The organism is Shewanella sp. 125m-7 (assembly GCF_052977045.1).
In genome coordinates this window covers 28,120-52,448 of the sequence record NZ_JBRILQ010000019.1, presented here as the reverse complement: position 1 = coordinate 52,448, position 24,329 = coordinate 28,120, and the positions used below count along the sequence as shown (strand labels likewise).

The window sequence follows — 24,329 nt, the reverse complement described above, 5'->3', positions numbered from 1 at the left end:
AGCGCGCGTATTATAAACCATGTAACTTTAGAAAGCGGCAAAAACTTCAAATATTCGGGAACTCGGTTCAGCAACGATTCAGGTTAACCACGGCTAACCTGAATCAATTCGCAGCTTGTAGGACAGTGCGCTTATTTGGCCAGCGCAGTGAATTGATTAAAATAATCGGGGAATGTTTTAGACGTACATTCAGGTTCGTTGATGGTGATGCCGCAATCAGCAAAGGCCAACATCGAAAAACACATCGCCATTCGGTGATCGTTATAAGTATCGATTGCAGCAGTATTTAGGACTGCTGGTGGCGTCACGCTAATATAGTCATGCCCTTCATCGACAATCGCGCCAACTTTTCTAAGCTCTGTAGCCATTGCTGCTAAACGGTCTGTTTCTTTAATACGCCAGTTATAAATATTACGAATATGAGTGGTACCACTGGCAAACAATGCCGTTGTTGCTATGGTCATCGCGGCATCTGGAATATGGTTCATATCAAGGTCCACAGCGGTGAGTTTAGCTTGGCGCGCGATGATATAATCATCTCCCCATTCTATCTCAGCGCCCATTTGCTCGAGCACATCAGCGAACTTCACATCGCCTTGAATACTGAGTTTACCAACGCCGGTCACCTTCACTTCACCTCCTTGAATCGCACCAGCTGCGAGAAAGTAAGAGGCTGATGAAGCGTCACCTTCAACTAATACTTTGCCAGGGGATACATAGTGTTGACCCGCTTTAATGGCAAATGATTTGTAGTCGTTGTTTGTCACATTCACGCCAAACTGCGCCATCAGTGCCAAGGTAATATCAATATAAGGTTTTGAAACCAGCTCTCCTTTAATATGAATGTTCACATCGCCTTGTGCTAACGGTGCAACCATTAACAGCGCAGTTAAAAACTGGCTGGAGAGGTCACCGGCTATCTCGACATTTCCACCGTTTAGACCCGTTGAAGTAATTTTCAGCGGTGGAAAACCGTCATTTTTGAGGTAATGAACGTCAGCACCAAGTTGACGTAACGCATCAACTAAATCACCAATAGGCCGTTCTTCCATACGAGGCTCACCCGTTAACGTGAACTCGCCTTGGCCCAATGTCAATGCCGCGCATAAAGGGCGCATAGCAGTGCCTGCATTACCTAAAAACAGGGTTTGTGACTCACTCGCATTTAAAGGACCCGCTAAGCCATCTAATTCACAAACGGTGTTGTTATCCGATAAACGATAATTGACGCCGAGTTGCTTAAGTGAGGCCAACATATAACGAATATCGTCTGAATCGAGTAAATTGGTGAGTGTCGTGGTTCCACTAGCGAGTGTCGCCAATAATAAAGCACGATTTGAAATACTCTTTGAACCAGGAATATTAATGGTACCTGATACTTGTTTAATCGGCTCTAAATGTAATTGATTCATTGCGTACTTCTTTTTATTGCTGCAGGAGTCAAACTCGCCCGCGGGTTAACAGTAGATGTTCATGCAAGGCAGCTTTTGCTCCTAATCAGCTCGAATTTAGGGTCACCACGACAAAATGACAGCCGTCTTAGCGTTTGTTTGAACTTCGTAGTTATAAAGTTACTCATTGCAGCGCAGGATTCAACATTTTTTTATAAAAATCATCCTTTACAAGTCAAATTATGTTCAAGTAGCGATAAACCATAGTTTCACTCAGCTACTTAAGCGATGAATGACCCTGTAAAATTGTAAGTGGAATGATTATTTTCCAACAAGTATCAGTATCAAAGTGAAGTGTAATGCTGTTCATTGTTAGGTTATATACGTTACTCTAAGTTAATAAAGGTAAGTGGCGATTAAACAGCCAATAACAGAGAAGGTAAATGGAGCCATGTTCAACAAATTGACCGCTATGTCTGCCGATCCCATCCTTGGGTTACTGACCAAATATCGTGAAGACACTCATGCTAAAAAAGTAGATTTGGGTGTTGGTGTCTACAAGGATGAGTCTGGGCACACCCCGATTCTGTCTTGCGTTAAAAAAGCGGAGAAATTTAGATTAGATACAGAGTCAACTAAAGTTTACATAGGACCAACAGGATCAGCAGACTTCAACCGTCTGATGTCAGAGTTAGCCTTTGGCGCCGAAAACCCGGCTATTTTAGCCAATAGAGTACGTACCGTTTCAACTCCAGGCGGAACTGGGGCATTACGTGTCGCAGCGGACTTTATCAAACGCTGTAACCCAAATGCTGTACTCTGGGTTAGCGATCCAACATGGGCAAATCATAGCGGCTTGTTTGAAGCCGCAGGGATCACAGTTAAAACCTACCCCTATTATGACTACGACTCCAAATCTCTTAAATTTGACGAGATGAAAGCTGCACTTGCTAACGTCTGCTCTGATGATGTGGTTCTTCTTCACGCGTGTTGCCATAACCCTAGTGGCATGGATTTAACTCAAGCCCAATGGGACGAGATTATTGCCCTCACCTGCGAGCAAGGTTTTACACCATTAATTGATATGGCTTATCAAGGTTTTGGTGATGGCGTCGATGAAGACGCTTATGGTGTGCGTCACATGGCTGCAGTGGTCGACAATATGATCTTGTGTAGCTCATGCTCTAAAAACTTTGGCCTATACCGCGAACGTATTGGTGCTTGTTCAATTGTCGCTAAAAATGCCACTCGCGCTGATATCGTATTCTCAGTGCTGCTATATGTTGTTCGTTGTATTTACTCAATGCCGCCAGCTCATGGCGCTGCGATTGTCGAAACCATTTTAGGTTCTGAAGAGCTAAAACAGGAATGGTTAAGCGAGCTAACAGTGATGCGCGAGCGTATTAACGGTAATCGGGTAATGTTGGTTAACAAGCTTAAAGAAAAAGGGGTTCAACGCAACTTCGACTTTATCGCTGAGCAAAAAGGCATGTTCTCTTTCCTTGGGATCACCCCTGGGCAAGTTGCTGAACTGCAAGAGCATTATAGTGTCTACATGGTAGACTCTAGCCGCATAAGCATTGCAGGGATCGGCACTGGCAATGTTGACTATTTAGCAGAGTCGATTGCCAAAGTCATTTCTTAAACGACTAAGCTATTAATAAACACAACTCGATAATGAGTTATAAAGAAGGCTGATAACGCATGCGTTATCAGCCTTTTCGCTTTAGCTGTAAACCCGCTATTTCAGGTGATAGATTTTTTACAACATCTAAAAAGTGTTTAGCTTTGTTTAACTATGTTTGTTTAACTATGTTTAGCTGCGAACTCTGTCATAAATTTAACTAACGCATCCACACCTTCAATAGGCATAGCGTTATATAAACTCGCCCGCATACCGCCTACCATTCGGTGACCTTTTAATGCTACTAGACCTACAGTTTTTGCTTCTTCAAGGAATTTTGCATCCAATTCTGGATCAGCTAACTGAAATGTCACATTCATACGGCTACGATTTTGCAGTGCAACGCCACTAACATAAAAATCAAGTTCATCGATACATTGATAAAGTCGGTTCGCTTTTTCTATATTACGTTGCTCCATCTCAGGAACACCCCCAACACTTTTCAGCCAGTTAAAAACCTCGGCAGCTAAATACCAAGCAAACGTTGGTGGCGTGTTATACATAGAATCATTTTTAACGGCTAAGCGATAATCCATAATCGACGATTGCGGCAGGCTCGGTAGTGCAAGCATATCATCACGCACAATCACTATGCTCAAGCCTGATGGACCGATATTTTTTTGAGCGCCGGCATAAATTAAGCCGAACTGGCTGACATCGATGTTACGAGACAAAATATTAGAAGACATGTCGGCAACGATGGGCCAAGGGCTATTTAGGCTATCAAAAATTTCGATACCATCAACCGTCTCATTTGGACAGTAGTGCACAAATCGATAATCTTTATCGATTTGACTGAGTTCAGGAATCGAAACCTGTCTTTTTCCCGCTACAGTGCTGACGATGTTGATAGTATCAATATTATCTTTCCCCGCGAGCTTTTCGGCCTCTTCAGCAGCAGCCTTAGACCAACTTCCGCCGACTAAATACAGGGCTTTACCACTGCTACCTAGAAAATTATTCACAACAGCGGAAAACTGGCCGCGACCGCCGCCATGCATAAACAACACATGATAATTGGCAGGTATCGTCATCAATTGGCGTAAGTCAGCTTCAGCTTGCTCAGTTAACGCGATAAATTCCTTACTTCGATGACTCACTTCCATCACGGAAACGCCTTGGTCATTCCAGTTCAATAACTCTTTTTGTGCCTTTTGCATTACAGCTTGAGGCAACATCGCAGGACCTGCACAGAAATTAAAAATCGCGCTCACAGTATTATCCTTCTATCGTTATCAGTAGATACTTTAGGTTTATCGTATTATTGGTAGCAGTATATCCTAACTCCTTGACCGCTAAAATCAAAAAAACGATCGAATGTTCTTCGTCATCATTATGGTTAGTAACGCATTTTTATTTTCATATTAGAGATTGTTTTTGTTAAAATCAGAACCTAAAAATCAATGGGTCTGCGCAATAGCTTTGCCGCTCTACGGCCATACTGGGTAGGCCTTGCTTATTAGCACTTGTTTCTGCTCGCAGTACTAAACAGACCGTTTTAACGGCACATTGGATCTGTACATGTTTTTAAAATCTATACTCGCGATCAGCGTTTTATCTATCGGGCTTACCTTTCCACTTCAGCACGTTTATGCTGCGCAATCTCAATATAGCGAACTGTCTAACAGTTTCAAAAAACGCTTCAAACACGAATTAAGAACGAGCAAGCTTCCTGGTGGAGCTTTTGTGATCGTTGAAGGGAATAACATTCTAAAATTAGGCACTTACGGCAAGCGAAGCAAAGGTGGCAAACAAAATATTACCCCTGACACTGTATTTAGATTGGCATCCGTGTCTAAAACCTTTGCTGGTGCGCTAGCGTCTATGTTAGTTGAAGAAGGAAAGTTAGACTGGCAACAACCCATTATGCGTTATTTACCGGAATTTTCCTTAGCCGCGCAACAAGACGCAAGGCAGATAAACCTAGGTCATATTATTGGTCATAGCACTGGGTTAATGCCAAATAGTTATGACAACTTGGTCAACGCTAATGTGGAACTCACTAAAATAATCAGCAAATTTGACGAGCTAACACCAATCTGTCAACCCGGCGTCTGTTATGGCTATCAAAATGTGGCGTTTTCTTTTATCGAAGATGCCATCGAGCAACAGTCTACGCTTAGCTACCAAGATTTTTTACAACAGCGTATCTTTTCGCCTTTGGATATGAAATCGGCTTCTGTGGGCTTTGACGCGTTTCAGCACAGTAAAAATCGTGCTGAACCCCATGTCAAAATCCAAAGTGGGTTTAAACGGGTTAAAGTAAAGCCAAATTATTATCAGCTTGCATCGGCAGCAGGTGTAAATGCCAGCATAACCGATCTTTCAAAATGGTTAATGGCCAATTTAGGCCAAAACCCAGACGTAATTTCAGCGAACATAATTGATGACATCACGACTCCAGGCGTTAAAACGACCAAAGAATTACGTCGTCGAGACTGGCGTCCTTTCCTTGATAATGCCCATTACGGTAAAGGCTGGCGAGTATATGAGTTTAATGGTCGCCCGCTTATCTATCATGCTGGTTGGGTAGCAGGTTACGTTGCCGAAATATCCTACTCTCCCGAGCTCAATATCGGTATGGCTATGTTATTAAATGGCGAATCCCGAGTCATTGCTAAATTAAGCTCGGAGTTTTGGCGAGATACGTTCAAACAAGCCGAACGAGTCGGAAAGTAGCACTAGAAGAGTTTCATCATATGAATCGATATATAAGCTGATTTAGACGCTTGTACTGTTCTTCGAGTAAAGCGTCACCTTATCATTGATAACGGCCTCAACTGAATTAGCAGTATAGGGCTGAAAACAAAAAAGGATGCCAATGGCATCCTTTTTTAATGGGATTAATAAATCAAATCAAATCGATATTAATCTTCAGTTTTTGGTGTTTCATCGCTCTCTGCTGCATCGTTTGCATCAGTAGTGCTAGCGTCAACTTGACCTTCGATTTCTGCAGTGATGATTGGGTTACCCTCTTCATCTAGCTCAACTTCAGGAACTTGAATTTCATCAATTCGCTGTAGACCCACTACTTTTTCATCTTCCGCTGTACGGATGATGGTAACGCCTTGAGTATTACGACCAATTGTCGATACACCTTCAGCCGGCGTTCTCACCAAGGTACCTTTGTTACTGATCAACATGATTTCATCGTTGCCGCCAACTTGTACAGCACCGACTACAGCACCGTTACGTTCGCTAACTTTGATTGAAACTACGCCTTTAGTACCACGGCTCTTAGCTGGGTATTCAGACAGTTCAGTACGCTTACCATAACCATTTTCTGTAACAGTTAGAATTGCACCGTCATCTTTTGGCACAATTAGCGATACTACCGTCTGGCCTTCTTCAAGCTTAATACCACGAACACCTGTTGCAGTACGACCCATAGCACGAAGAGCAATAATCTCTTCACCTGTTTCTGGATCAATCTTAACTTCACCAGTCTCTGAGCTACGAGCTTTCTCGTTGAAACGAACAACCTTACCTTCGTTAGAGAACAGCATGATATCGTCATTACCATCAGTAATATCAACACCAATTAGCTGATCGCCATCTTTAAGGTTAACCGCAATAATACCGTTTGCACGTGGGTTGCTATAAGCCGTCAATGCAGTCTTCTTAACCGTACCGTGAGACGTTGCCATGATAATGTACTTATCTTCAGCATACTCACGAACGGGTAGAATTGCAGTAATACGCTCACCTTCAGCCAATGGCAATAAGTTAACGATTGGACGACCACGAGCAGTGCGACTTGCCAATGGTAATTGATAAACCTTAAGCCAGTACATCTTACCGAAGTCAGAGAAGCACAAGATAGTATCGTGAGTATTAGCAACCAATAACTTTTCAACGAAATCTTCGTCTTTCACTTTAGTTGCTGCTTTGCCCTTACCACCACGACGCTGCGCTTGGTAGTCAGACAATACTTGATACTTTGCATAACCTAAGTGAGACAGTGTCACTACAACGTCTTCTTCGTTGATTAGATCTTCAAGACTCATATCAACTTCGTTAGCGTTAATAACGGTACGACGCTCGTCACCAAAGTTTGCTAGAACTTCTTCAAGTTCTTCTTTAATCACTTCCATCAAGCGCTCAGGGCTACCTAAGATGAATAGTAGTGCTGCGATAACCTCTAGCAGCTCTTCGTATTCAGCGATGATCTTGTCATGTTCTAGACCCGTTAAACGGTGTAAACGAAGTTCAAGAATCGCTTGTGCTTGTTGTTCAGTCAGGTAGTACTTATCATCGCGAATACCGTACTCTGGCTCTAACCATTCAGGGCGCGCCGCGTCATCACCTGCTTTTTCAAGCATGCCTTTCACGTGACCAAGTTCCCAACCTTCAGCAACTAGCTTAACTTTCGCTTCTGCAGGGGTTGGAGAGGCTTTAATCAACGCAATAATTGGGTCGATGTTAGCTAGCGCAACCGCTAATGCTTCAAGAATATGCGCGCGTTCACGAGCTTTACGTAATTCAAATACAGTACGGCGAGTCACAACTTCACGACGGTGAAGAATGAAGCACTCTAGCATCTCTTTTAGATTAAACAGTTTTGGCTGACCATTAGTCAGAGCAACCATGTTAATACCAAAAGAACACTGCATTTGGGTCTGTGCGTAAAGGTTATTTAGAACAACCTCGCCCACTTCGCCACGCTTAATCTCGATAACGATACGCATACCGTCTTTATCTGATTCGTCGCGTAGACCACTAATGCCTTCAATCTTTTTGTCTTTAACTAACTCAGCGATTTTTTCAATCAAACGCGCTTTGTTAACTTGATATGGAATTTCATGAACAATAATACGCTCACGGCCATTCTCTTCCTCAATCTCTGCACGAGAACGCATAACAGCACGGCCACGGCCAGTCTTATACGCATCAATAATACCTTTACGGCCATTGATAATCGCAGCAGTAGGGAAATCAGGACCTGGAATGTATTCCATCAGCTGTTCGATAGATAATGCTGGGTCTTCGATTAGCGCTAAACAACCGCTGATAACTTCGTTGATATTATGTGGCGGAATGTTTGTAGCCATACCAACCGCAATACCTGACGAACCATTCACGAGTAGTGTTGGGATCCGTGTTGGTAGAACAGCAGGAATAAACTCGGTACCATCGTAGTTTGGTACGAAGTCAACGGTCTCTTTCTCAAGATCGGCTAAAAGCTGATGTGCAACCTTGTCCATACGGATTTCGGTGTAACGCATTGCCGCTGCTGCATCGCCGTCAACAGAACCGAAGTTACCTTGACCGTCGATAAGTGGGTAACGCATAGAGAAAGGCTGAGCCAAACGAACGATTGTGTCGTATACAGCGGTATCACCATGCGGGTGATACTTACCGATTACGTCACCTACGACACGGGCAGACTTTTTATAAGGCTTGTTCCAGTCGTTTTTCAATTCGCTCATGGCGAATAACACGCGGCGATGTACCGGTTTTAAACCGTCACGAACGTCAGGCAGTGCACGGCCAACGATTACGCTCATGGCGTAATCTAAGTATGAATTTTTTAATTCGTCTTCAATATTAATTGGTGTTATAGATGAAGCCAGATCAGTCATAAACTGCTCGATCCCCTGAAATTTAGCGTGCTATTCCTATTTCCTAGAATAGCTATGCTTGAAAACGTGATTTGGCATTCTAACACAGTTATTTTATGGCGCTAGACCCAAATATCGATTCATTTTAAATAAGCCAAAAAAGCTAATTCACTTGATTAAAATCAATGCATAGGCGCAATAATTGTTCAGTTTGTTCAATAAGTAACAAACAGGTCCATAACTACTTTGTTTCTTGGTGCTAATCATTATAATGTCACCCAAAGACGGATTTGTCTCTCTGAGGTATTTTAAGTGCAAACACATAATAATGTTGATCCACAAGAGATCGCGAAGTTTGAGAAAATGGCCGCCACTTGGTGGGATCCAAACGGCGAATTTAAGCCACTGCATAATTTAAATCCACTACGCCTTAACTATATTGATCAAACTGCAGGCGGAATTTTTGGCAAACAAGTTCTCGATGTCGGTTGTGGCGGTGGAATTCTGTCTGAAAGCATGGCAAGAATTGGTGCCAATGTCACCGGGCTAGATATGGGTGATGAGCCGCTTGATGTCGCCAGACTTCACGCGCTCGAAACAGGCGTGAGCATTAATTACATTAAAAACACCGCCGAAGCGCATAGGGATGAACATCGTGGTCGATATGATGTCGTAACCTGTATGGAAATGCTTGAGCATGTTCCCGATCCTAGTTCAGTCATTTGTGCCTGCGCCGATATGGTTAAACCCGGTGGTTTTGTGTTTTTCTCAACGATTAACCGCAACATCCGCGCCTATGTAGAAACCATTCTCGGCGCAGAATACCTATTAAAGATGCTCCCCGTTGGTACTCACGACCATAATAAGTTCATCAAACCATCAGAGTTAATTGGTTTGGCTGATGATGCCGAGCTGTTTTGTACTGATGCTGTAGGCATTACTTACAACCCTATCACTGACATCTTCAGGTATACCAAAAGCCTTGAAGTTAACTACATGATAGCAACTGTTAAAAATGACTAAATCACAAGCCCTCAATATAAAGGGAGTGCTATTCGATTTAGATGGCACGCTTGCTGATACCGCACCTGAGATGATTGCAGCGCTTAATATGGCTTTAGTCGCGAATGGTCACAATCACGTGCCATATGAAGCCATAAGAGCGAGCGCTTCACATGGCAGTATCGCAATGATAAGAGCTGCCCTTCCAACAATTGATGAGATGAGCATTGCTGCATTACAGCAATCACTGTTCGACAATTATGAGTTGATTAATGGCGACAACTGCACTTTATTTAAAGGCTTAGATAGGTTACTCGATACACTTAGCCACCTTTCTATCCCTTTTGGTGTTGTCACCAATAAGCCAGCTCGCTTTACAAGACCTTTATTAAATAAACTGGGTTTAACGGCAAAAATGCCAGCGGTAGTGAGCGGTGATACCACGCAATATGCAAAGCCTCATGTAGCCCCTATGTTATTAGCCGCGCAGCAGCTCAAGGTTTTACCGGAACATATCCTATATCTAGGCGATGCTGAGCGTGATCTTGTCGCAGCAAAGGCTGCCAATATGATTTCAGGCTTAGCGGCATGGGGTTATATTGGTCATGATGATGATCCCAGCATTTGGCCAGCAGATTATATTTTTGAAAATGGTGACAGCCTAACTGATTTTTTTCTCAAAAAGTCTAGCGTCGTTTAAGTTTTTATGCTGATTTAAACCTTGATTAAACAAGTTACTAAGCGTCATAAAAAAGTACTCAAATGATCGGTTAAGATCGCTCAAGTTAGCGACGATCTTATCGATCTTTTTATTTGATTAATTATTATCCTTCGATGAGGAAGTCAAATCAAAACAAGCTTTAAGGGTTAGCCATTACTAACTGCTTCAATTACCCCCAAGATATCCACAACTTGTCCCATAAATTCCCACTTGCAAAAAAACCATAACCTCACTATCTTGTAGCTATTGAATATCAAAACACCATATATTGTGTGTGAGTAACAATAACAGGCACTATTTAGTCGTTTGTGTCAACAACAGCAAATCACCGTTTTTACGGTTAGAAACTGTTTGTTTACAGGGAAACGCACTGTGTACCTGAACGGGTCACTTTCATAAATATAAAATCAAGGTCTATCTTTAATGAATAGCAATATGACAGTCACAAAGCGTAGTGGCGAACGTGAGACTATCGATCTCGACAAAATCCATCGCGTTATTGAATGGGCGGCAAAGGGGCTTAACAATGTCTCAGTATCAGAAGTAGAGCTGCGTTCTCACCTGCAATTTTTCGACGGTATTGCAACTGAAGCCATTCATGAGACTATCATTAAAGCAGCAGCGGATTTAATCTCGCCAGAATCACCTGATTATCAGTTTCTTTCTGCGCGTCTTGCTGTATTCCATTTACGTAAGAAAGCCTTCGGCCAATTCGAGCCGCCAAAACTTTACAACCATGTGGTCAACTTAGTAGAGCTTGGTAAGTACGATGCTCATATCCTTGAAGATTACAGCCAAGAAGAGATTGATATCCTAGATGGCTATATCGATCACTGGCGTGACATGAACTTCTCTTATGCCGCTGTAAAGCAGCTTGAGGGTAAGTACCTTGTACAAAACCGTGTTAGCCACGAAATTTATGAAAGTGCTCAATTCCTGTATATCTTGGTTGCAGCTTGCCTATTCGCAAAGTATCCCAAAGAGACGCGCCTTAAGTACGTTAAAGACTTTTATGATGCTACTTCATTATTTAAAATTTCGCTGCCAACACCAATCATGGCAGGCGTGCGTACGCCTACACGTCAGTTCAGCTCATGTGTATTGATTGAATGCGGCGATAGCCTAGATTCAATTAACGCGACGTCATCGTCAATCGTTAAGTATGTATCACAGCGTGCTGGTATCGGCATCAATGCGGGTCGTATTCGCGCACTCGGTAGCCCTATTCGCGGCGGTGAAGCATTCCACACCGGTTGCTTACCGTTTTATAAGTATTTCCAAACTGCGGTAAAGTCGTGCTCTCAAGGCGGCGTGCGTGGTGGCGCGGCGACCCTATTCTACCCAATGTGGCATCTGGAAGTTGAATCACTGTTAGTGCTTAAGAACAACCGCGGTGTTGATGATAACCGTATCCGTCATTTAGATTACGGCGTACAAATCAACAAGGTCATGTATCAGCGCCTTATCCAAGGCGGGATGATCAGCTTGTTCAGCCCATCAGATGTGCCTGGTATGTATGATGCATTCTTCGAAGATCAGCAAGAGTTCGAGCGTCTGTACCTTAAGTATGAAGCTGATGACAGCATTCGTAAGAAGCAAATCAAAGCCGTCGAGCTATTCTCGTTAATGATGCAAGAGCGTGCCTCAACTGGCCGTATCTACATTCAAAACGTTGACCACTGTAATACCCACAGTCCATTTGACTCAAAGGTTGCGCCAGTTCGTCAATCTAACTTGTGTCTTGAAATTGCTCTGCCAACGAAGCCGTTAAACAATATTAACGATCCAGATGGTGAGATTGCACTTTGTACACTGTCAGCACTTAACTTAGGTGCGATTAAGAAGTTAGAAGAGCTTGAGCCATTGGCCGATCTTGCTGTGCGTGCACTCGATAACCTACTTGATTATCAAGACTACCCTATCATCTCTGCGGAAAAAGCATCGATGAACCGCCGTACTTTAGGTATAGGCGTGATTAACTTTGCTAATTACTTAGCAAAAGAAGGCGTACGTTACTCTGATGGTTCAGCAAACGGCATTACCCATAAAACATTCGAAGCGATTCAATTCTATCTATTGAAAGCCTCAATGAAACTTGCTCAAGAGCAAGGTGCGTGCCCATTGTTCCATGAAACAACTTACGCTAAGGGCATATTGCCCATTGATACCTACAAGCGTGATCTAGATAAAATTTGTGATGAGCCATTACACCTAGATTGGGAAACGTTGCGTGAAGAGATCAAGACTCACGGTCTACGTAACTCAACGCTGTCTGCACTAATGCCATCAGAGACCTCTTCACAGATCTCTAATGCCACTAACGGTATTGAACCTCCGCGTGGTTTAATTAGTGTTAAGGCCAGTAAAGATGGTCAATTAAAGCAAGTTGTACCTGATTTTGAGAAGTACCAATATAGCTATGAGCTACTTTGGCAAATGCCTAATAACGATGGTTACTTGCAGTTAGTTGGTATAATGCAAAAGTTTGTCGATCAGTCAATTTCGGCTAACACCAACTACGACCCTACGCGTTTTGAGGGTGGACGAGTACCAATGAAGGTACTATTGAAAGACTTATTAACTGCTTACAAATATGGTGTGAAGACACTTTACTATCACAATACTCGTGATGGGGCTTCAGATAGTCATGACGATATCACTGCCATTGAGAAAGAAGATGACAGTTGCGCTGGCGGCGCATGTAAGATCTAACCCAAGCATTTAATCATTAGTATTAAACGTTAATTTAAGGGGGCTACGCCCCCATTATCGGAAGATAGAAAAATGGCCTATTCAACATTTTGTCAAACCCCTAACAACGCAATGCTTGAGCCTATGTTTCTTGGGCAGTCAGTTAACGTAGCGCGTTATGACCAACAAAAATATGAAGTATTCGAAAAGCTAATCGAAAAACAGCTTTCATTCTTCTGGCGTCCTGAAGAAGTTGACGTTAGCCGAGATAAAATCGATTACGCGGCATTGCCTGAGCATGAAAAGCATATCTTCATTTCGAACCTGAAATATCAAACGTTGCTTGACTCTATCCAAGGCCGTTCACCAAACGTGGCATTTTTACCCTTGGTATCGCTACCAGAGCTAGAAACTTGGATTGAGACCTGGTCGTTCTCTGAAACCATTCACTCGCGCTCGTACACCCATATTATTCGTAATATTGTTAACGACCCTTCAGTCGTATTTGATGATATTGTTGAAAACGAAGAGATCTTAAAGCGCGCAAGTGATATCGCTAACTACTACGATCACCTGATCAAGCTAAGCCAGGCTTATCATTTGTTGGGTGAAGGTAGCCACGAGATCGACGGCGAAGTCGTTGAAGTCACTAAACGTGAAATCAAAAAAGCGCTTTACCTGTGTATGGTATCGGTCAACGTACTTGAAGCTATTCGTTTCTACGTAAGTTTTGCTTGTTCATTCGCTTTTGCTGAGCGTAATGTCATGGAAGGTAATGCGAAGATTATTCGTCTTATTGCTCGCGATGAAGCGCTACATCTTAATAGCACTCAGCATATCTTAAAGATCATGCATGCTGGTAAAGATGATCCTGAAATGGCTGAAATTGCTAAAGAGTGTGAACAAGCAGCGATTGATATTTTCGTCAAAGCCGCTGAGCAAGAAAAAGAGTGGGCTAAATACCTATTCAAAGATGGCTCTATGATTGGCTTAAACGAAACCATTCTGTGCCAATACGTCGAATACATCACTAACGAGCGCATGAAAGCCGTTAACTTTGCCTCACCTTATGCTGAGCAAACTAACCCACTTCCTTGGATGAAGAACTGGCTAGAAAGTGACTCCGTTCAGGTTGCGCCACAAGAAGTAGAAGTCTCTTCCTATCTTGTAGGTCAAATTGATTCATCAATCGATGAAGATGAGTTCGCTGACTTTGACCTTTAAACCCGACTTGAGTCAAGCTCGCTTTAAGAAGGCTCCGATAGTGAGCCTTCAAGGTTTGCCTGTGTTGCTGTTCAATCAGCAACAGCAAACGTTGCTAGAAGCATTAGAGTTTAAAAAAGTGCAAATTTTCTCTGAATGTCGCAGCGGATTTTGTGGCCAATGTAAAACTAAAGTGATTAGCGGCAAAGTAAGCTACATCCGTGATCCTTTAGTGACTCTCGAAGCAGACGAGTGTCTGCCTTGCTGCTGCATTCCCGATGGCGATATCGATTTAACCCTTTCAGCCGAAGGTGCTGAAGTCGTTGCGCGAGTACCCACGCATCAGTCCACAGCAACAGAAGCGCTCTAATAACAACTCCACTTAGCCCACGTCTTCGCTGGCACTACTCTCTGCTTCGTTGCGAATGAGTCGCTGGTTTAATGGGCTTAAAACATTCTTCACCAGCACACATAATTTGCTTTACCCCGCCATCAAAACAATTGGCCTCTAAGTATTGGTGCTTAGCCTCGGTATAGGTTCAAAACCTACCACGTGTATCTTCATGTGATACATATGATAAAAAGTACACCAACATCCAACAATCTTGTTGTGTTCATTGGTATAATAGCCCGCATAGTGACTTTATTCTGAAGGCAAGAATGCAGACTGTTAGCTCAACTCAGCTTTTATCCATACTAAGCAAAGTGACCATTATCGGTAATGCAAACGGAGAGTGGGATATTCCATCAACTGGAGCCACTTTCATTTTTAATGGTACAAGACCTCACCACAAGCAAGAAGCAACACTAAGTACACTCATCAATATTTCTAACGGCCCATTTGTTGGCTCAAAGCGTCCCTTCGTTGTCTCAGCTCCTTTTGCAGAAAAAGAACTGGAGGCATTAACACTGCAACTTATTGAGATCGCTGAGTCATTAGAAAAAGAACTTAACTGTTGGCCGTCGACAGGTTTGGTGACCACAGTACTGATGACAAAACTGTCTAATCAGCTAAATGTTAAACGCATGTCGCTATTACCAAGCCTTAAGCGTAAGTTAACAATGCAAAGTGATGAGCACTTAGCCTGCATGGTTCATAACTGGCTAGGGGAGCGACGCATTGCATTAGGCTTACCAAACGATGAACTTAACTGGCCAGAGCTTATTTTACCCCAGCCACAACAAACACAAGAGTTAAATAATAAAGCTAAGCGGGATGAAGGAGCCTACATAAGTAAGTGCCCTTTTATGTTACTCAAAGAGTTACACCTGCAAGCACAGTGCAAATCGAGTCAAGATAAAGCTCGACTGACCAAAGACAACCAACAGCGACTTGACTACTTGGCGACAAGCCCGATCGAACTCTGGCTGCACCATTCAACTCAAGAAAAGCTACTCGACAGTGAACTGATGTTCTTTAATCAAACGCCAGAACAAACAAGCTCTTTTTGGTATTTGGTTGATAATCAAGCCTCGCAATATTTAGATGGCATTAGACACCGACTAGCATACTGTCAGCAAGCTAGCTTAGCAGAGCTAACAGACGCGTTAGCCTTATCTATAACACCTTCAATAAGCGCAAAGTTTAAGCCTGAGAATTGAAAACAAAAGCCAAAAACCAAAACAAAAAGACCAGTAGCGAATACTACTGGTCCAATAGAGTTATCAATTGAGCTCGGCATTTACATTGCAAAGCCATATAACGACAACTAAACCACTGCATAGCCACTACACTGCTATGCCCAACGAGGCTATTTCGCTAATTTTACCGTATCTACATCAATTTGCGTGTAAGACCAGCTGCTATCAACCTCGCCTTCAAGAACAACTTTAGTTTCAGGCGTTGCTGCAACCCCGTTCCAGTCACGATCATCAATTTCAACGATGACTTCCCCGGTATCATCTTTGAATTTGTAAGCTTCATCACCCAAACTTGCCACGATGTAACCCGTTAATACAACAGGCGTGTCGTCTTTGGCTTCTAAAGCAACTGCAACTGTCTTTACGCTTACATTACTAGGGCCGATAAAGCCGCCCTGAGGATCACTAGTTTGAGCCGCGAATACACTTGATGATGCCAATATCAATGCACTAACTAATACTATTTTTTTCATGTCATCTTTCCCCTTAAAATTATTTACTAACACTTATAGATTAAAAATCTCTATCAGCTAGAGTAAGCATAGCCCCTTATGAGCAACACTGGACTCGTTACTTTAAAAGTAGAAGGCCACGGTTAACTTCATTAGAAATAGCATATTAAAGCCACGGCATAGACCAATTCCAACTCAAATCCTACCCTAATAATAGTGGCCTAAACATGGTCATTTTTACGCTTTCCAGCATAGGCACGGCGTTTATCAAGGTATTTGACTAACGTTATCATTAGTCATCAATACTATAGTATTAAGCTACTTATGCTGCTGCCTTTTATATCGATACCATAGTAGATAGATCGTGAAGCAATCGTGAATTATTCCTTTGAATAATACCGATATTTGGCTTTGACTCTCCAGTCGGTCTTGTCGCCTACTTATCGAACGGCATGGATGTTATTTCATCATGTAATTTCAGTGTGGACGAAGGCGATTATCTGAATAAGGGTGATGACTTTGTCATTTCCTGTTTGGTGGCTCCGATATGATAATGTTGTTTGAACAAAACGACATTATATTCAGGTTACACTAGAGGATATGCTGTACAAGATAGGATAGGTATTAGGTAAGGTCAAATAACAGATTAAATCACGACAATGATGATTAATTAACCTTGCCTGAGTAACACCAATAAAACCTGTTTATGCATCGGCATAAACAGGTTTTTTAAATGCTAAGCTGCAGCATCAAGAAACAGTGGCATTCGCTAACTTACAGCGCGATAGCCAGTTCCGCGCCCTGACGAATAGCTCGCTTAGCATCGAGCTCTGCGGCAACATCGACGCCACCAATAAGGTGAACGGGTATACCGGTAGACTTCATCTCATCAACAAGTTCAGTATTTGACACTTGGCCTGCACACAAGATGACATTATCGACATTTAGCACTTCAGCTTTACCATCAAGCTTGATATGCAAACCTTGCTCGTCAAATTTCTCATAACTAACACCTGTTTTCATCACGACTTTATGCTGTTTAAGCACTGAGCGATGGATCCAGCCAGTTGTTTTACCCAGTCCCTTGCCCATCTTGGTGGTTTTTCGCTGCAGCAAATACACTTCTCTGTGCTTACCTTCGGCAACGGGATCAGTTAAGCCACCCGCTTGTTTATATTCCTTATCAATGCCCCACAGCTTTAACCAGCGGTTTAAATCTAGGCTTGATGATTCCGACTCACAAAGGTAATGCGCCATATCAAAACCGATGCCACCGGCCCCAATTAATGCAACCTTTTGACCAATTTGTACTTCACCATTAAGGACTTTTTGATAATCAACCACTTTAGGATTATCAAAACCTGGTAGGTCTAGTGGTCTTGGCTTCACCCCTGACGACATCACGATTTCATCAAACTTTTCATCTCGAACAACACTAGCATCAAGGCGGGTGTTTAAACGAAGCTCTACATTATGACGTTTTATCTGGTGAAGAAAATAGCGAATGGTTTCATTAAACTCTTCTTTACCTGGGATCTTGCGTGCAAGGTTAAACTGACCTCCGACTTCTGCTTTCGCTTCAAACAGCACCACCTCATGGCCGCGACTCGCGGCATAGATAGAAAACGCCATACCAGCAGGACCTGCGCCCATTACAGCGATACGTTTCTTATTCTGAGTAGGGGTAAAGTTAAGCTCTGTTTCATAACAGGCTCTAGGATTCACTAAGCAAGTTGCACGCTTTAAGGCAAAAGAATGGTCAAGACAGGCCTGATTACAACCTATGCAGGTATTAATTAGCTCAGGCGTATTCGCCGCCGCTTTGTTAACAAAGTCAGGGTCGGCCAAGAAAGGCCGCGCCATCGACACCATGTCAGCCTGACCCGATGAGATAATATGTTCTGCGATTTCAGGAGTATTGATTCGGTTGGTGGCAACCAGCGGAATTGATATCTCTTTCATCAAACGCTCAGTTACCCAGGCGAATGCACCACGAGGGACGCTAGTCGCAATGGTTGGCACACGAGCCTCGTGCCAACCAATACCCGTATTCATGATGGTAACACCAGCTTGCTCAAGCCACTTAGCGAGTTGGACGACCTCTTCCCAGGTCGAGCCATTATCGACGAGATCAAGCATAGACAGTCTAAAAATAATAATAAAGTCAGTGCCGACTTTGGCGCGAATTTGTTTGACGATCTCAATCGGGAATTGGGCTCGATTTTCGAAAGCTCCGCCCCAGTTGTCAGTACGCTTATTAGTACGAGAACTCACAAACTGGTTAATCAAGTAGCCTTCACTGCCCATCACTTCTACGCCGTCATAACCCGCTTTCTTAGCTAACGCAGCACTGGTTGCATAGTCTTTGATCGTACCCGCAACTTGCCTACTTGACATTGCTGACGGGGTAAATGGCGTTATGGGTGATTTGATCTTACTCGGTGCACTTGAAAACGGATGATAACCATAGCGGCCTGCATGTAGTAACTGCATACAGATTTTTCCGCCGCCCTCGTGCACAGCTTGCGTCACCTTAGTATGCTTTTTAACTTGCCAAGGGAAACTAAGCTGACAGGCGTTAGGTGCAAGGCGACCCCGTAAATTAGGCGAAATCCCCCCCGTCACAATTAAACCAACACCACCGAGAGCACGCTCTTTATAAAACGCTGCCAGTTTCTCAAAACCGCCCTTTTCTTCTTCTAAACCTGTGTGCATTGAGCCCATCAATACACGGTTTTTTAACTGGGTAAAACCCAGTTCTAAGGGTTCTAATAAATGCGGAAACGACATTCAAACATCCTTTTTAAACAAGTGATTTAATCCAGCATACCCTGTGTAAACAATAAGCTCAATAAGTCAAACAACAGATTCCTTTACAATTGTGTTTTCCTTTCCCAAGAGATTTCAGTTAGCATTACGCCAACTAAGTTATTAAGGAGTGGGTAATGTCCACTAAACCCTCAATTTTTAAAAGGATGTTCCTACTTATATGGAATACCGTCAATGGATTAAGAAAGCTTTTACTTAATCTTATTTTCTTTGGCGTGCTCGCTATTATCATTGTAAGTCTTAGCTCGAATGATGGCGTTGAAGTCGAAGATGGTGCCGCTCTGGTGCTGAATCTATCAGGAGTCATTGTTGACCAAAAGCGTCAGGTTGATCCCATAGAAGCTGCGATGAAAAGCAGTAATGAGGCCGACGGTGGTGGCGAGATCTTATTAGCTGACGTACTGACTGTTATTGAAAATGCTGCTGCAGACGCCCGCATCAGCCAAATAGTGCTAGATTTGGGCATGTTGCACGGTACTGGGATCAGTAAATTACAATCTATTGGTAACGCGATTGAGTCATTTAAAGCGACCGGTAAAACCGTAGTAGCGAATGCCAATAGATACGGACAAAATCAATATTTCCTCGCAAGTTTTGCCGACAAGGTCTACTTAAACCCTCAAGGCAGTATTGAAATTGAAGGTCTGGGTCGTTATCGCCTTTACTTTAAGTCGGCACTCGAAAAGTTAAAGATCAATGCGCATGTATTTAGAGTCGGTACCTTTAAGTCGGCAGTTGAGCCTTTTATACGCGACGATATGTCTGATGCTGCTAAAGAAGCCAATTTGGTGCTGTTGAACGACCTATGGCAAAGCTACGCAGAGACTGTCGCAGCAAACCGCGGCATAGACGCACTTGATCTTTCACTTAGTGGCGAGCAGTATCTCGCAGAGCTTGATAAAGCCGATGGTCAGTCGGCTACAATGGCCATTAACATGAAATGGGTTGATGGCCTTAAAACTTACGATGAGTTTAGACTGTTGATGGTCGATGCTGTCGGAAAATCTGCTGATGGTGAATCTTATAAGCACGTCAGTTTTTTTGATTATCTATCAGTAACTCAAACCCACCCAGCTCTGAGCCTGAATGATAAAGTCGGTATTATTGTTGCCAAAGGTAATATTCTTAATGGCTCTCAGCCTGCTGGCCAAATCGGCGGTGAAAGTACGTCTGAATTGCTCCGCAAAGCACGTTTCGATGATTCAGTTAAGGCAGTGGTACTTCGGGTAGATAGCCCTGGTGGCAGCGCGTTTGCTTCAGAACAAATCAGACAAGAAGTATTAGCGCTGAAAGCGGCTAACAAACCTGTCATCGTCAGCATGGGCAGTTATGCCGCATCGGGTGGATATTGGATCTCTGCAAGCGCCGATTATATCTACGCAACGCCGACAACTTTGACCGGCTCAATCGGGATCTTTGGCATGGTAACCACCTTCGAAGACTCGCTAGCAAGTCTCGGCGTGTACACTGATGGCGTTGGCACTTCTGAATGGGCGGGTTTCTCAGTGACAAAAGGACTGTCACCACAAATTAAAGCTATCATCCAGCGCCACATTGAACGCGGTTACCACGACTTTATCTCATTAGTGGCAACGGAGCGCGATATGAGCCTAGAACAAGTTGATAGTATCGCTCAAGGTCGTGTTTGGACTGGTCGTAAAGCACTTGAACTTGGCCTTGTAGATGGTTTAGGAGAGCTTCAAGACGCAGTAACCAAAGCCGCTGAAATGGCATCTATGGAACAATACGATACTGAAGTCATTGAAAAAGAGCTTTCTCCTCAAGAACAGTTCATTCAAGAGATGTTTGCATCGGCCTCAAGCTATCTACCTCAAAGCGTCGCTCAGTCGAGTGTACTTGAAACAGTGCTAGCCCAGTGGTCAACTGTAATTGATGAGTTTAAGTCATTCGACGATCCAAACGGGGTTTACCTGTATTGCGATACCTGTAACTACTAAACGTTATATTGCACGGTAAGCTTTCCCATGCACCAAATGCCCAGTAAATCGCTGGGCATTTTATTACGTATAAACTTCACACTTACATTGTCAAATTATCCATATTCCCTGCACCTCTAACCCCTTTGGGTATATAATCTTTGCATCCTGCTCAAATCCTAGAACTAAAAACAAATAAACATGACTAAACGATCTATTTACGTTGCCTACACCGGCGGTACCATCGGTATGCAAAAAACCGATCAAGGCTTTGCGCCTGTTGCCGATTTTCTTACTGGTTGTGTTAAGGCCATGCCAGAGTTTTATCATGACGAAATGCCAGACTTTGTCATTAATGAATATTCGCCACTCATCGACTCTGCGAATATGAAACCGACCGATTGGCAAATGATTGCCGATGATATTAAAGCAAAATACGATCAGTATGATGGTTTCGTTATTCTCCATGGAACCGACACCATGGCCTTCACCGCATCAGCCCTCTCTTTTATGCTACAAGGCTTACAAAAACCTGTCATCGTAACCGGTTCGCAAATCCCCCTAGCTCAATTGCGTTCCGATGGACAAACTAATCTTCTCAACGCCTTGTATATCGCAGCCAACTATCCGGTTGCCGAAGTTTGTCTATTCTTTAATAACAAACTCTTTAGAGGAAACCGCACCACCAAGGTCCATGCCGATGGCTTCAATGCCTTTGCATCACCAAACTTCCCGCTTCTATTAGAAGCCGGTATTAAAATTCGCTGGCTTGCCGGCCAGCGTGCAAAAATCAATCCCGATGTACAGCTTAAAGTGGCAAAGATCAGCCCACAACCTATCGGTGTAGTGACGCTTTATCCTGGGATCAATACAGAGATCTTCGAAAACATATTACTGCAACCCGTTAAAGCGCTCATCTTACTGACTTTTGGTGTCGGCAATGCGCCACAAACACCTGAGCTGTTAAAAACTCTTAAGCAAGCTAATGAGCGTGGCATCGTCATCGTTAATCTCACACAGTGCTTACAGGGACGCGTTAATATGGATGGCTATGCCACCGGTAACGCACTTGCCGAAGCAGGGGTGACCAGTGGTTACGATATGACGACAGAGGCTGCACTCACTAAATTGCACTACTTATTGTCTACCGACATGACCCCAGATGAGATCCGTGGGGCGATGAAGGCTTCTATTGCGGGTGAGTTAACCGTCGATTAATCTGCTTAGCTTTAGAACAACGACTAAAATAACGACTTGAATAAATAAAAAGCCCGAAACGATATTAATCGTTTCGGGCTTTTTAAAATTCGCTTATCAATAAAGAGAATTCAGGTTTAAAGCTCTTTCTCTGAAAACTCGGCGATAGACTCGCCTTTGAATTGCTTCTTTAGCTCAGATTTAGAGAGTTCATTTACCAGCCCTTCACTATTAATGGTGAAGTGGTCGGTTTGCTTTAAGCGCCTAGCTTGATACAGCATGACGACCTGTTGTGTCGATGCACGTTGTTCTGGAGTCAACACTGTGCCATCTTGCCATTTTCCTAACTCAACACCACTAAGCAAGCGCTGATAAACTTCATCAGGCATATCATCGATAACTTGATTTATGTCAGTCATACTTTCTTCCGTTTATGCAATACGATTTGCAGTCGAGTAATTAAGTAGCCTACAAAGCCAAGCGCGAATGCACTAAGGGCAATATAAGATCTTATGCCCTCAGCAGGCTCGCCGCCCCAAAACCAAGTCACCACGCCGCCTATAAATAACGATAATGCTAAAAAGCTTTGATTCATCAACTGATTCGAACGCTTTATATGACTAATCACTTTAAGACTTTCATTATCTGCCGTAATGCTCGCCTTACAATGTGGACACTGCTTAGCCATACTGGATATGCGCTTGTTACAGCTAGGACAATTAACTAATGCCATGGGCTACCTCTTAGTTTACGCCTCAAGTTTTGCTCTACTGCTTACTTAAGTTTATCGACAACTGCGTTCATTGCGATCAATGACGCTTCACCTAGATAAATGCAACGTTCTGGTGACCACCCAGCCATCAAATCAGGCATATTCGCGTTATCTTTAAATGGCATTTCAAGGGTATTTGAAAGACAACCAAAGGTATGTGCAACCCAGTTTGATGCAACCGTTAGGTTAGCTTGACCGGGCTCGTCTTTGTCATAGCCATAAACGTTTTGGAAATCAGGGGTCGCCATCAATAGTGCATCAACAAACGCTTGCTGACGTAGTGCATCTTTTTGAGTGAAAGCTGGTACGCCTTCACAACCCGCGAGGAACACGTATGGGAGGCCTTCATCGCCATGGACGTCATAAAACAGATCCACGCCAGTTTCTTTCATCTTATTAACCACGTATAGCACTTCAGGGCTCTTCTCTAAAGAAGGCGTTTTCCATTCGCGGTTGAGGTTAGTGCCAACGGCATTTGTACGCAGATGTCCGCGCGCACTACCATCCGGATTCATGTTTGGCACAATGTAGAAGTTGGCTTTATCGAGTAATGCTTTTGCTGTTGGGCAGTCGCTATCAAGCAAGTTGTTCATCAGGCCTTCTACTAACCATTCAGCCATGGTTTCACCAGGATGCTGGCGCGCCGTGATCCAAATGTTAGCTTTGTCTTCGTTGCCGTCACCAATCATAACTAATGTCATGTCACGGCCATCAAGGGTTAAACCGAGATGTTCTAGGCTAACTTGCGGATGCACTTGTACTGCAGCCAAAAGATCTTGATGACGCTCGTAGCTGTATGGCGCAAAGTAAGCGATTTGAATTGCATCGCAATCAAGATCTACTTGAATGCTTAATTTGCCGTCCTTATATTGTGTCGGCAGTCTAAACCAGTTTTGGCGGTCGTAGGTCGCCACAGCTTGGTAATCTTCCCAACCTTTTGTGTAAGAGGCTTTATCCGCGTTAACTATGTTAAGTGTGTACTGGGTGCCTACAACGCCTTCTAGCTTGAAGTTAAACCACTGAAAAAACTCTCCACCTTCATCAGGACGGATCGCTAACTGAACATCGTCCTTGTTATCTTGATTGATAACCTCAATGTTGCCACTATCAAAGTTCGCGGTAATACGCATAACACTTCCTTTTACTTTTCGTTTTACGTTATGACTCGGCATTAAAGCCTGATGCCACTCTTTGGGCTATAGAATAAACCAAAATGTGATAAGGAACAGCCAAAACCCAACAAAAACC

Annotated in this window: 18 protein-coding genes; 10 read left to right on the top strand and 8 right to left on the bottom strand. The window is 43.3% G+C overall.

Annotated features, from left to right (window positions below):
* Positions 1-131: 131 nt before the first annotated feature.
* Complete coding sequence (gene aroA / locus ACVBIL_RS10760) at positions 132-1,412, bottom strand: 3-phosphoshikimate 1-carboxyvinyltransferase (RefSeq protein WP_447166980.1); 1,281 nt, start codon at positions 1,410-1,412, stop codon at positions 132-134.
* A gap of 430 nt (positions 1,413-1,842) precedes the next feature.
* On the opposite strand from aroA, the gene ACVBIL_RS10755 reads away from it, so the two are divergent.
* Positions 1,843-3,036, top strand: coding sequence for an amino acid aminotransferase (locus ACVBIL_RS10755; RefSeq protein WP_447166979.1), 1,194 nt, complete (start codon positions 1,843-1,845; stop codon positions 3,034-3,036).
* Between the two features lie 161 nt (positions 3,037-3,197).
* On the opposite strand, the gene serC is transcribed toward ACVBIL_RS10755, so the two are convergent.
* Positions 3,198-4,289: a 3-phosphoserine/phosphohydroxythreonine transaminase gene (serC, locus tag ACVBIL_RS10750; protein WP_447166978.1), complete on the bottom strand. Its 1,092-nt coding sequence runs from the start codon at positions 4,287-4,289 to the stop codon at positions 3,198-3,200.
* Positions 4,290-4,596: 307 nt separating this feature from the next.
* Here serC and ACVBIL_RS10745 point away from each other — a divergent pair, with 307 nt between their 5' ends.
* Positions 4,597-5,754 (top strand): serine hydrolase domain-containing protein, encoded by a 1,158-nt coding sequence (locus ACVBIL_RS10745; RefSeq protein ID WP_447166977.1) that lies wholly within the window; start codon positions 4,597-4,599, stop codon positions 5,752-5,754.
* 188 nt (positions 5,755-5,942) lie between these two features.
* On the opposite strand, the gene gyrA is transcribed toward ACVBIL_RS10745, so the two are convergent.
* Positions 5,943-8,657, bottom strand: a complete 2,715-nt coding sequence (gyrA, locus tag ACVBIL_RS10740) for a DNA gyrase subunit A (protein WP_447166976.1) — start codon at positions 8,655-8,657, stop codon at positions 5,943-5,945.
* A 291-nt stretch (positions 8,658-8,948) separates the two neighbouring features.
* On the opposite strand from gyrA, the gene ubiG reads away from it, so the two are divergent.
* The 6 genes from ubiG (at position 8,949) to ACVBIL_RS10710 (ending at position 15,855) form a co-directional block, all read left to right on the top strand.
* Positions 8,949-9,659, top strand: coding sequence for a bifunctional 2-polyprenyl-6-hydroxyphenol methylase/3-demethylubiquinol 3-O-methyltransferase UbiG (ubiG, locus tag ACVBIL_RS10735; protein WP_447166975.1), 711 nt, complete (start codon positions 8,949-8,951; stop codon positions 9,657-9,659).
* Positions 9,652-10,338, top strand: coding sequence for an HAD family hydrolase (locus tag ACVBIL_RS10730; protein ID WP_447166974.1), 687 nt, complete (start codon positions 9,652-9,654; stop codon positions 10,336-10,338). Before ubiG ends, ACVBIL_RS10730 begins: the two co-directional genes overlap by 8 nt.
* Positions 10,339-10,782: 444 nt before the next feature.
* Positions 10,783-13,071 carry a class 1a ribonucleoside-diphosphate reductase subunit alpha gene (gene nrdA, locus ACVBIL_RS10725; protein WP_447166973.1) on the top strand — a complete coding sequence of 763 codons (2,289 nt, stop codon included), beginning with the start codon at positions 10,783-10,785 and terminating at the stop codon, positions 13,069-13,071.
* A 72-nt stretch (positions 13,072-13,143) separates the two neighbouring features.
* Positions 13,144-14,274: a class Ia ribonucleoside-diphosphate reductase subunit beta gene (nrdB, locus tag ACVBIL_RS10720; RefSeq protein ID WP_447166972.1), complete on the top strand. Its 1,131-nt coding sequence runs from the start codon at positions 13,144-13,146 to the stop codon at positions 14,272-14,274.
* Positions 14,243-14,623, top strand: coding sequence for a class I ribonucleotide reductase maintenance protein YfaE (gene yfaE, locus ACVBIL_RS10715; RefSeq protein WP_447166971.1), 381 nt, complete (start codon positions 14,243-14,245; stop codon positions 14,621-14,623). The genes nrdB and yfaE overlap by 32 nt, the downstream gene beginning before the upstream one ends.
* Positions 14,624-14,913: 290 nt before the next feature.
* Entirely contained in the window at positions 14,914-15,855 is a 942-nt protein-coding gene (locus ACVBIL_RS10710) for a hypothetical protein (RefSeq protein WP_447166970.1), read from the top strand.
* A 149-nt stretch (positions 15,856-16,004) separates the two neighbouring features.
* On the opposite strand, the gene ACVBIL_RS10705 is transcribed toward ACVBIL_RS10710, so the two are convergent.
* Together ACVBIL_RS10705 and ACVBIL_RS10700 are read right to left on the bottom strand one after the other, a co-directional pair.
* Positions 16,005-16,367 (bottom strand): YgiW/YdeI family stress tolerance OB fold protein, encoded by a 363-nt coding sequence (locus ACVBIL_RS10705; RefSeq protein ID WP_447166969.1) that lies wholly within the window; start codon positions 16,365-16,367, stop codon positions 16,005-16,007.
* Positions 16,368-17,120: 753 nt separating this feature from the next.
* A complete protein-coding gene (locus ACVBIL_RS10700) occupies positions 17,121-19,136 on the bottom strand; it encodes an oxidoreductase (protein WP_447166968.1) in 2,016 nt (671 codons plus the stop codon).
* A gap of 155 nt (positions 19,137-19,291) precedes the next feature.
* Here ACVBIL_RS10700 and sppA point away from each other — a divergent pair, with 155 nt between their 5' ends.
* Together sppA and ansA are read left to right on the top strand one after the other, a co-directional pair.
* Positions 19,292-21,133, top strand: coding sequence for a signal peptide peptidase SppA (sppA, locus tag ACVBIL_RS10695; RefSeq protein WP_447166967.1), 1,842 nt, complete (start codon positions 19,292-19,294; stop codon positions 21,131-21,133).
* Between the two features lie 180 nt (positions 21,134-21,313).
* Positions 21,314-22,330 carry an asparaginase gene (ansA, locus tag ACVBIL_RS10690; protein WP_447166966.1) on the top strand — a complete coding sequence of 339 codons (1,017 nt, stop codon included), beginning with the start codon at positions 21,314-21,316 and terminating at the stop codon, positions 22,328-22,330.
* 116 nt (positions 22,331-22,446) lie between these two features.
* On the opposite strand, the gene ACVBIL_RS10685 is transcribed toward ansA, so the two are convergent.
* The 3 genes from ACVBIL_RS10685 to ACVBIL_RS10675 are packed head-to-tail and all read right to left on the bottom strand — an operon-like array spanning position 22,447 to position 24,211.
* Complete coding sequence (locus ACVBIL_RS10685; protein WP_447166965.1) at positions 22,447-22,728, bottom strand: YeaC family protein; 282 nt, start codon at positions 22,726-22,728, stop codon at positions 22,447-22,449.
* Positions 22,725-23,042 carry a zinc ribbon domain-containing protein gene (locus ACVBIL_RS10680; protein ID WP_447166964.1) on the bottom strand — a complete coding sequence of 106 codons (318 nt, stop codon included), beginning with the start codon at positions 23,040-23,042 and terminating at the stop codon, positions 22,725-22,727. The genes ACVBIL_RS10685 and ACVBIL_RS10680 overlap by 4 nt, the downstream gene beginning before the upstream one ends.
* A 41-nt stretch (positions 23,043-23,083) precedes the next feature.
* Positions 23,084-24,211, bottom strand: a complete 1,128-nt coding sequence (locus tag ACVBIL_RS10675) for a M14 family metallopeptidase (protein ID WP_447166963.1) — start codon at positions 24,209-24,211, stop codon at positions 23,084-23,086.
* Positions 24,212-24,329 lie beyond the last annotated feature (118 nt).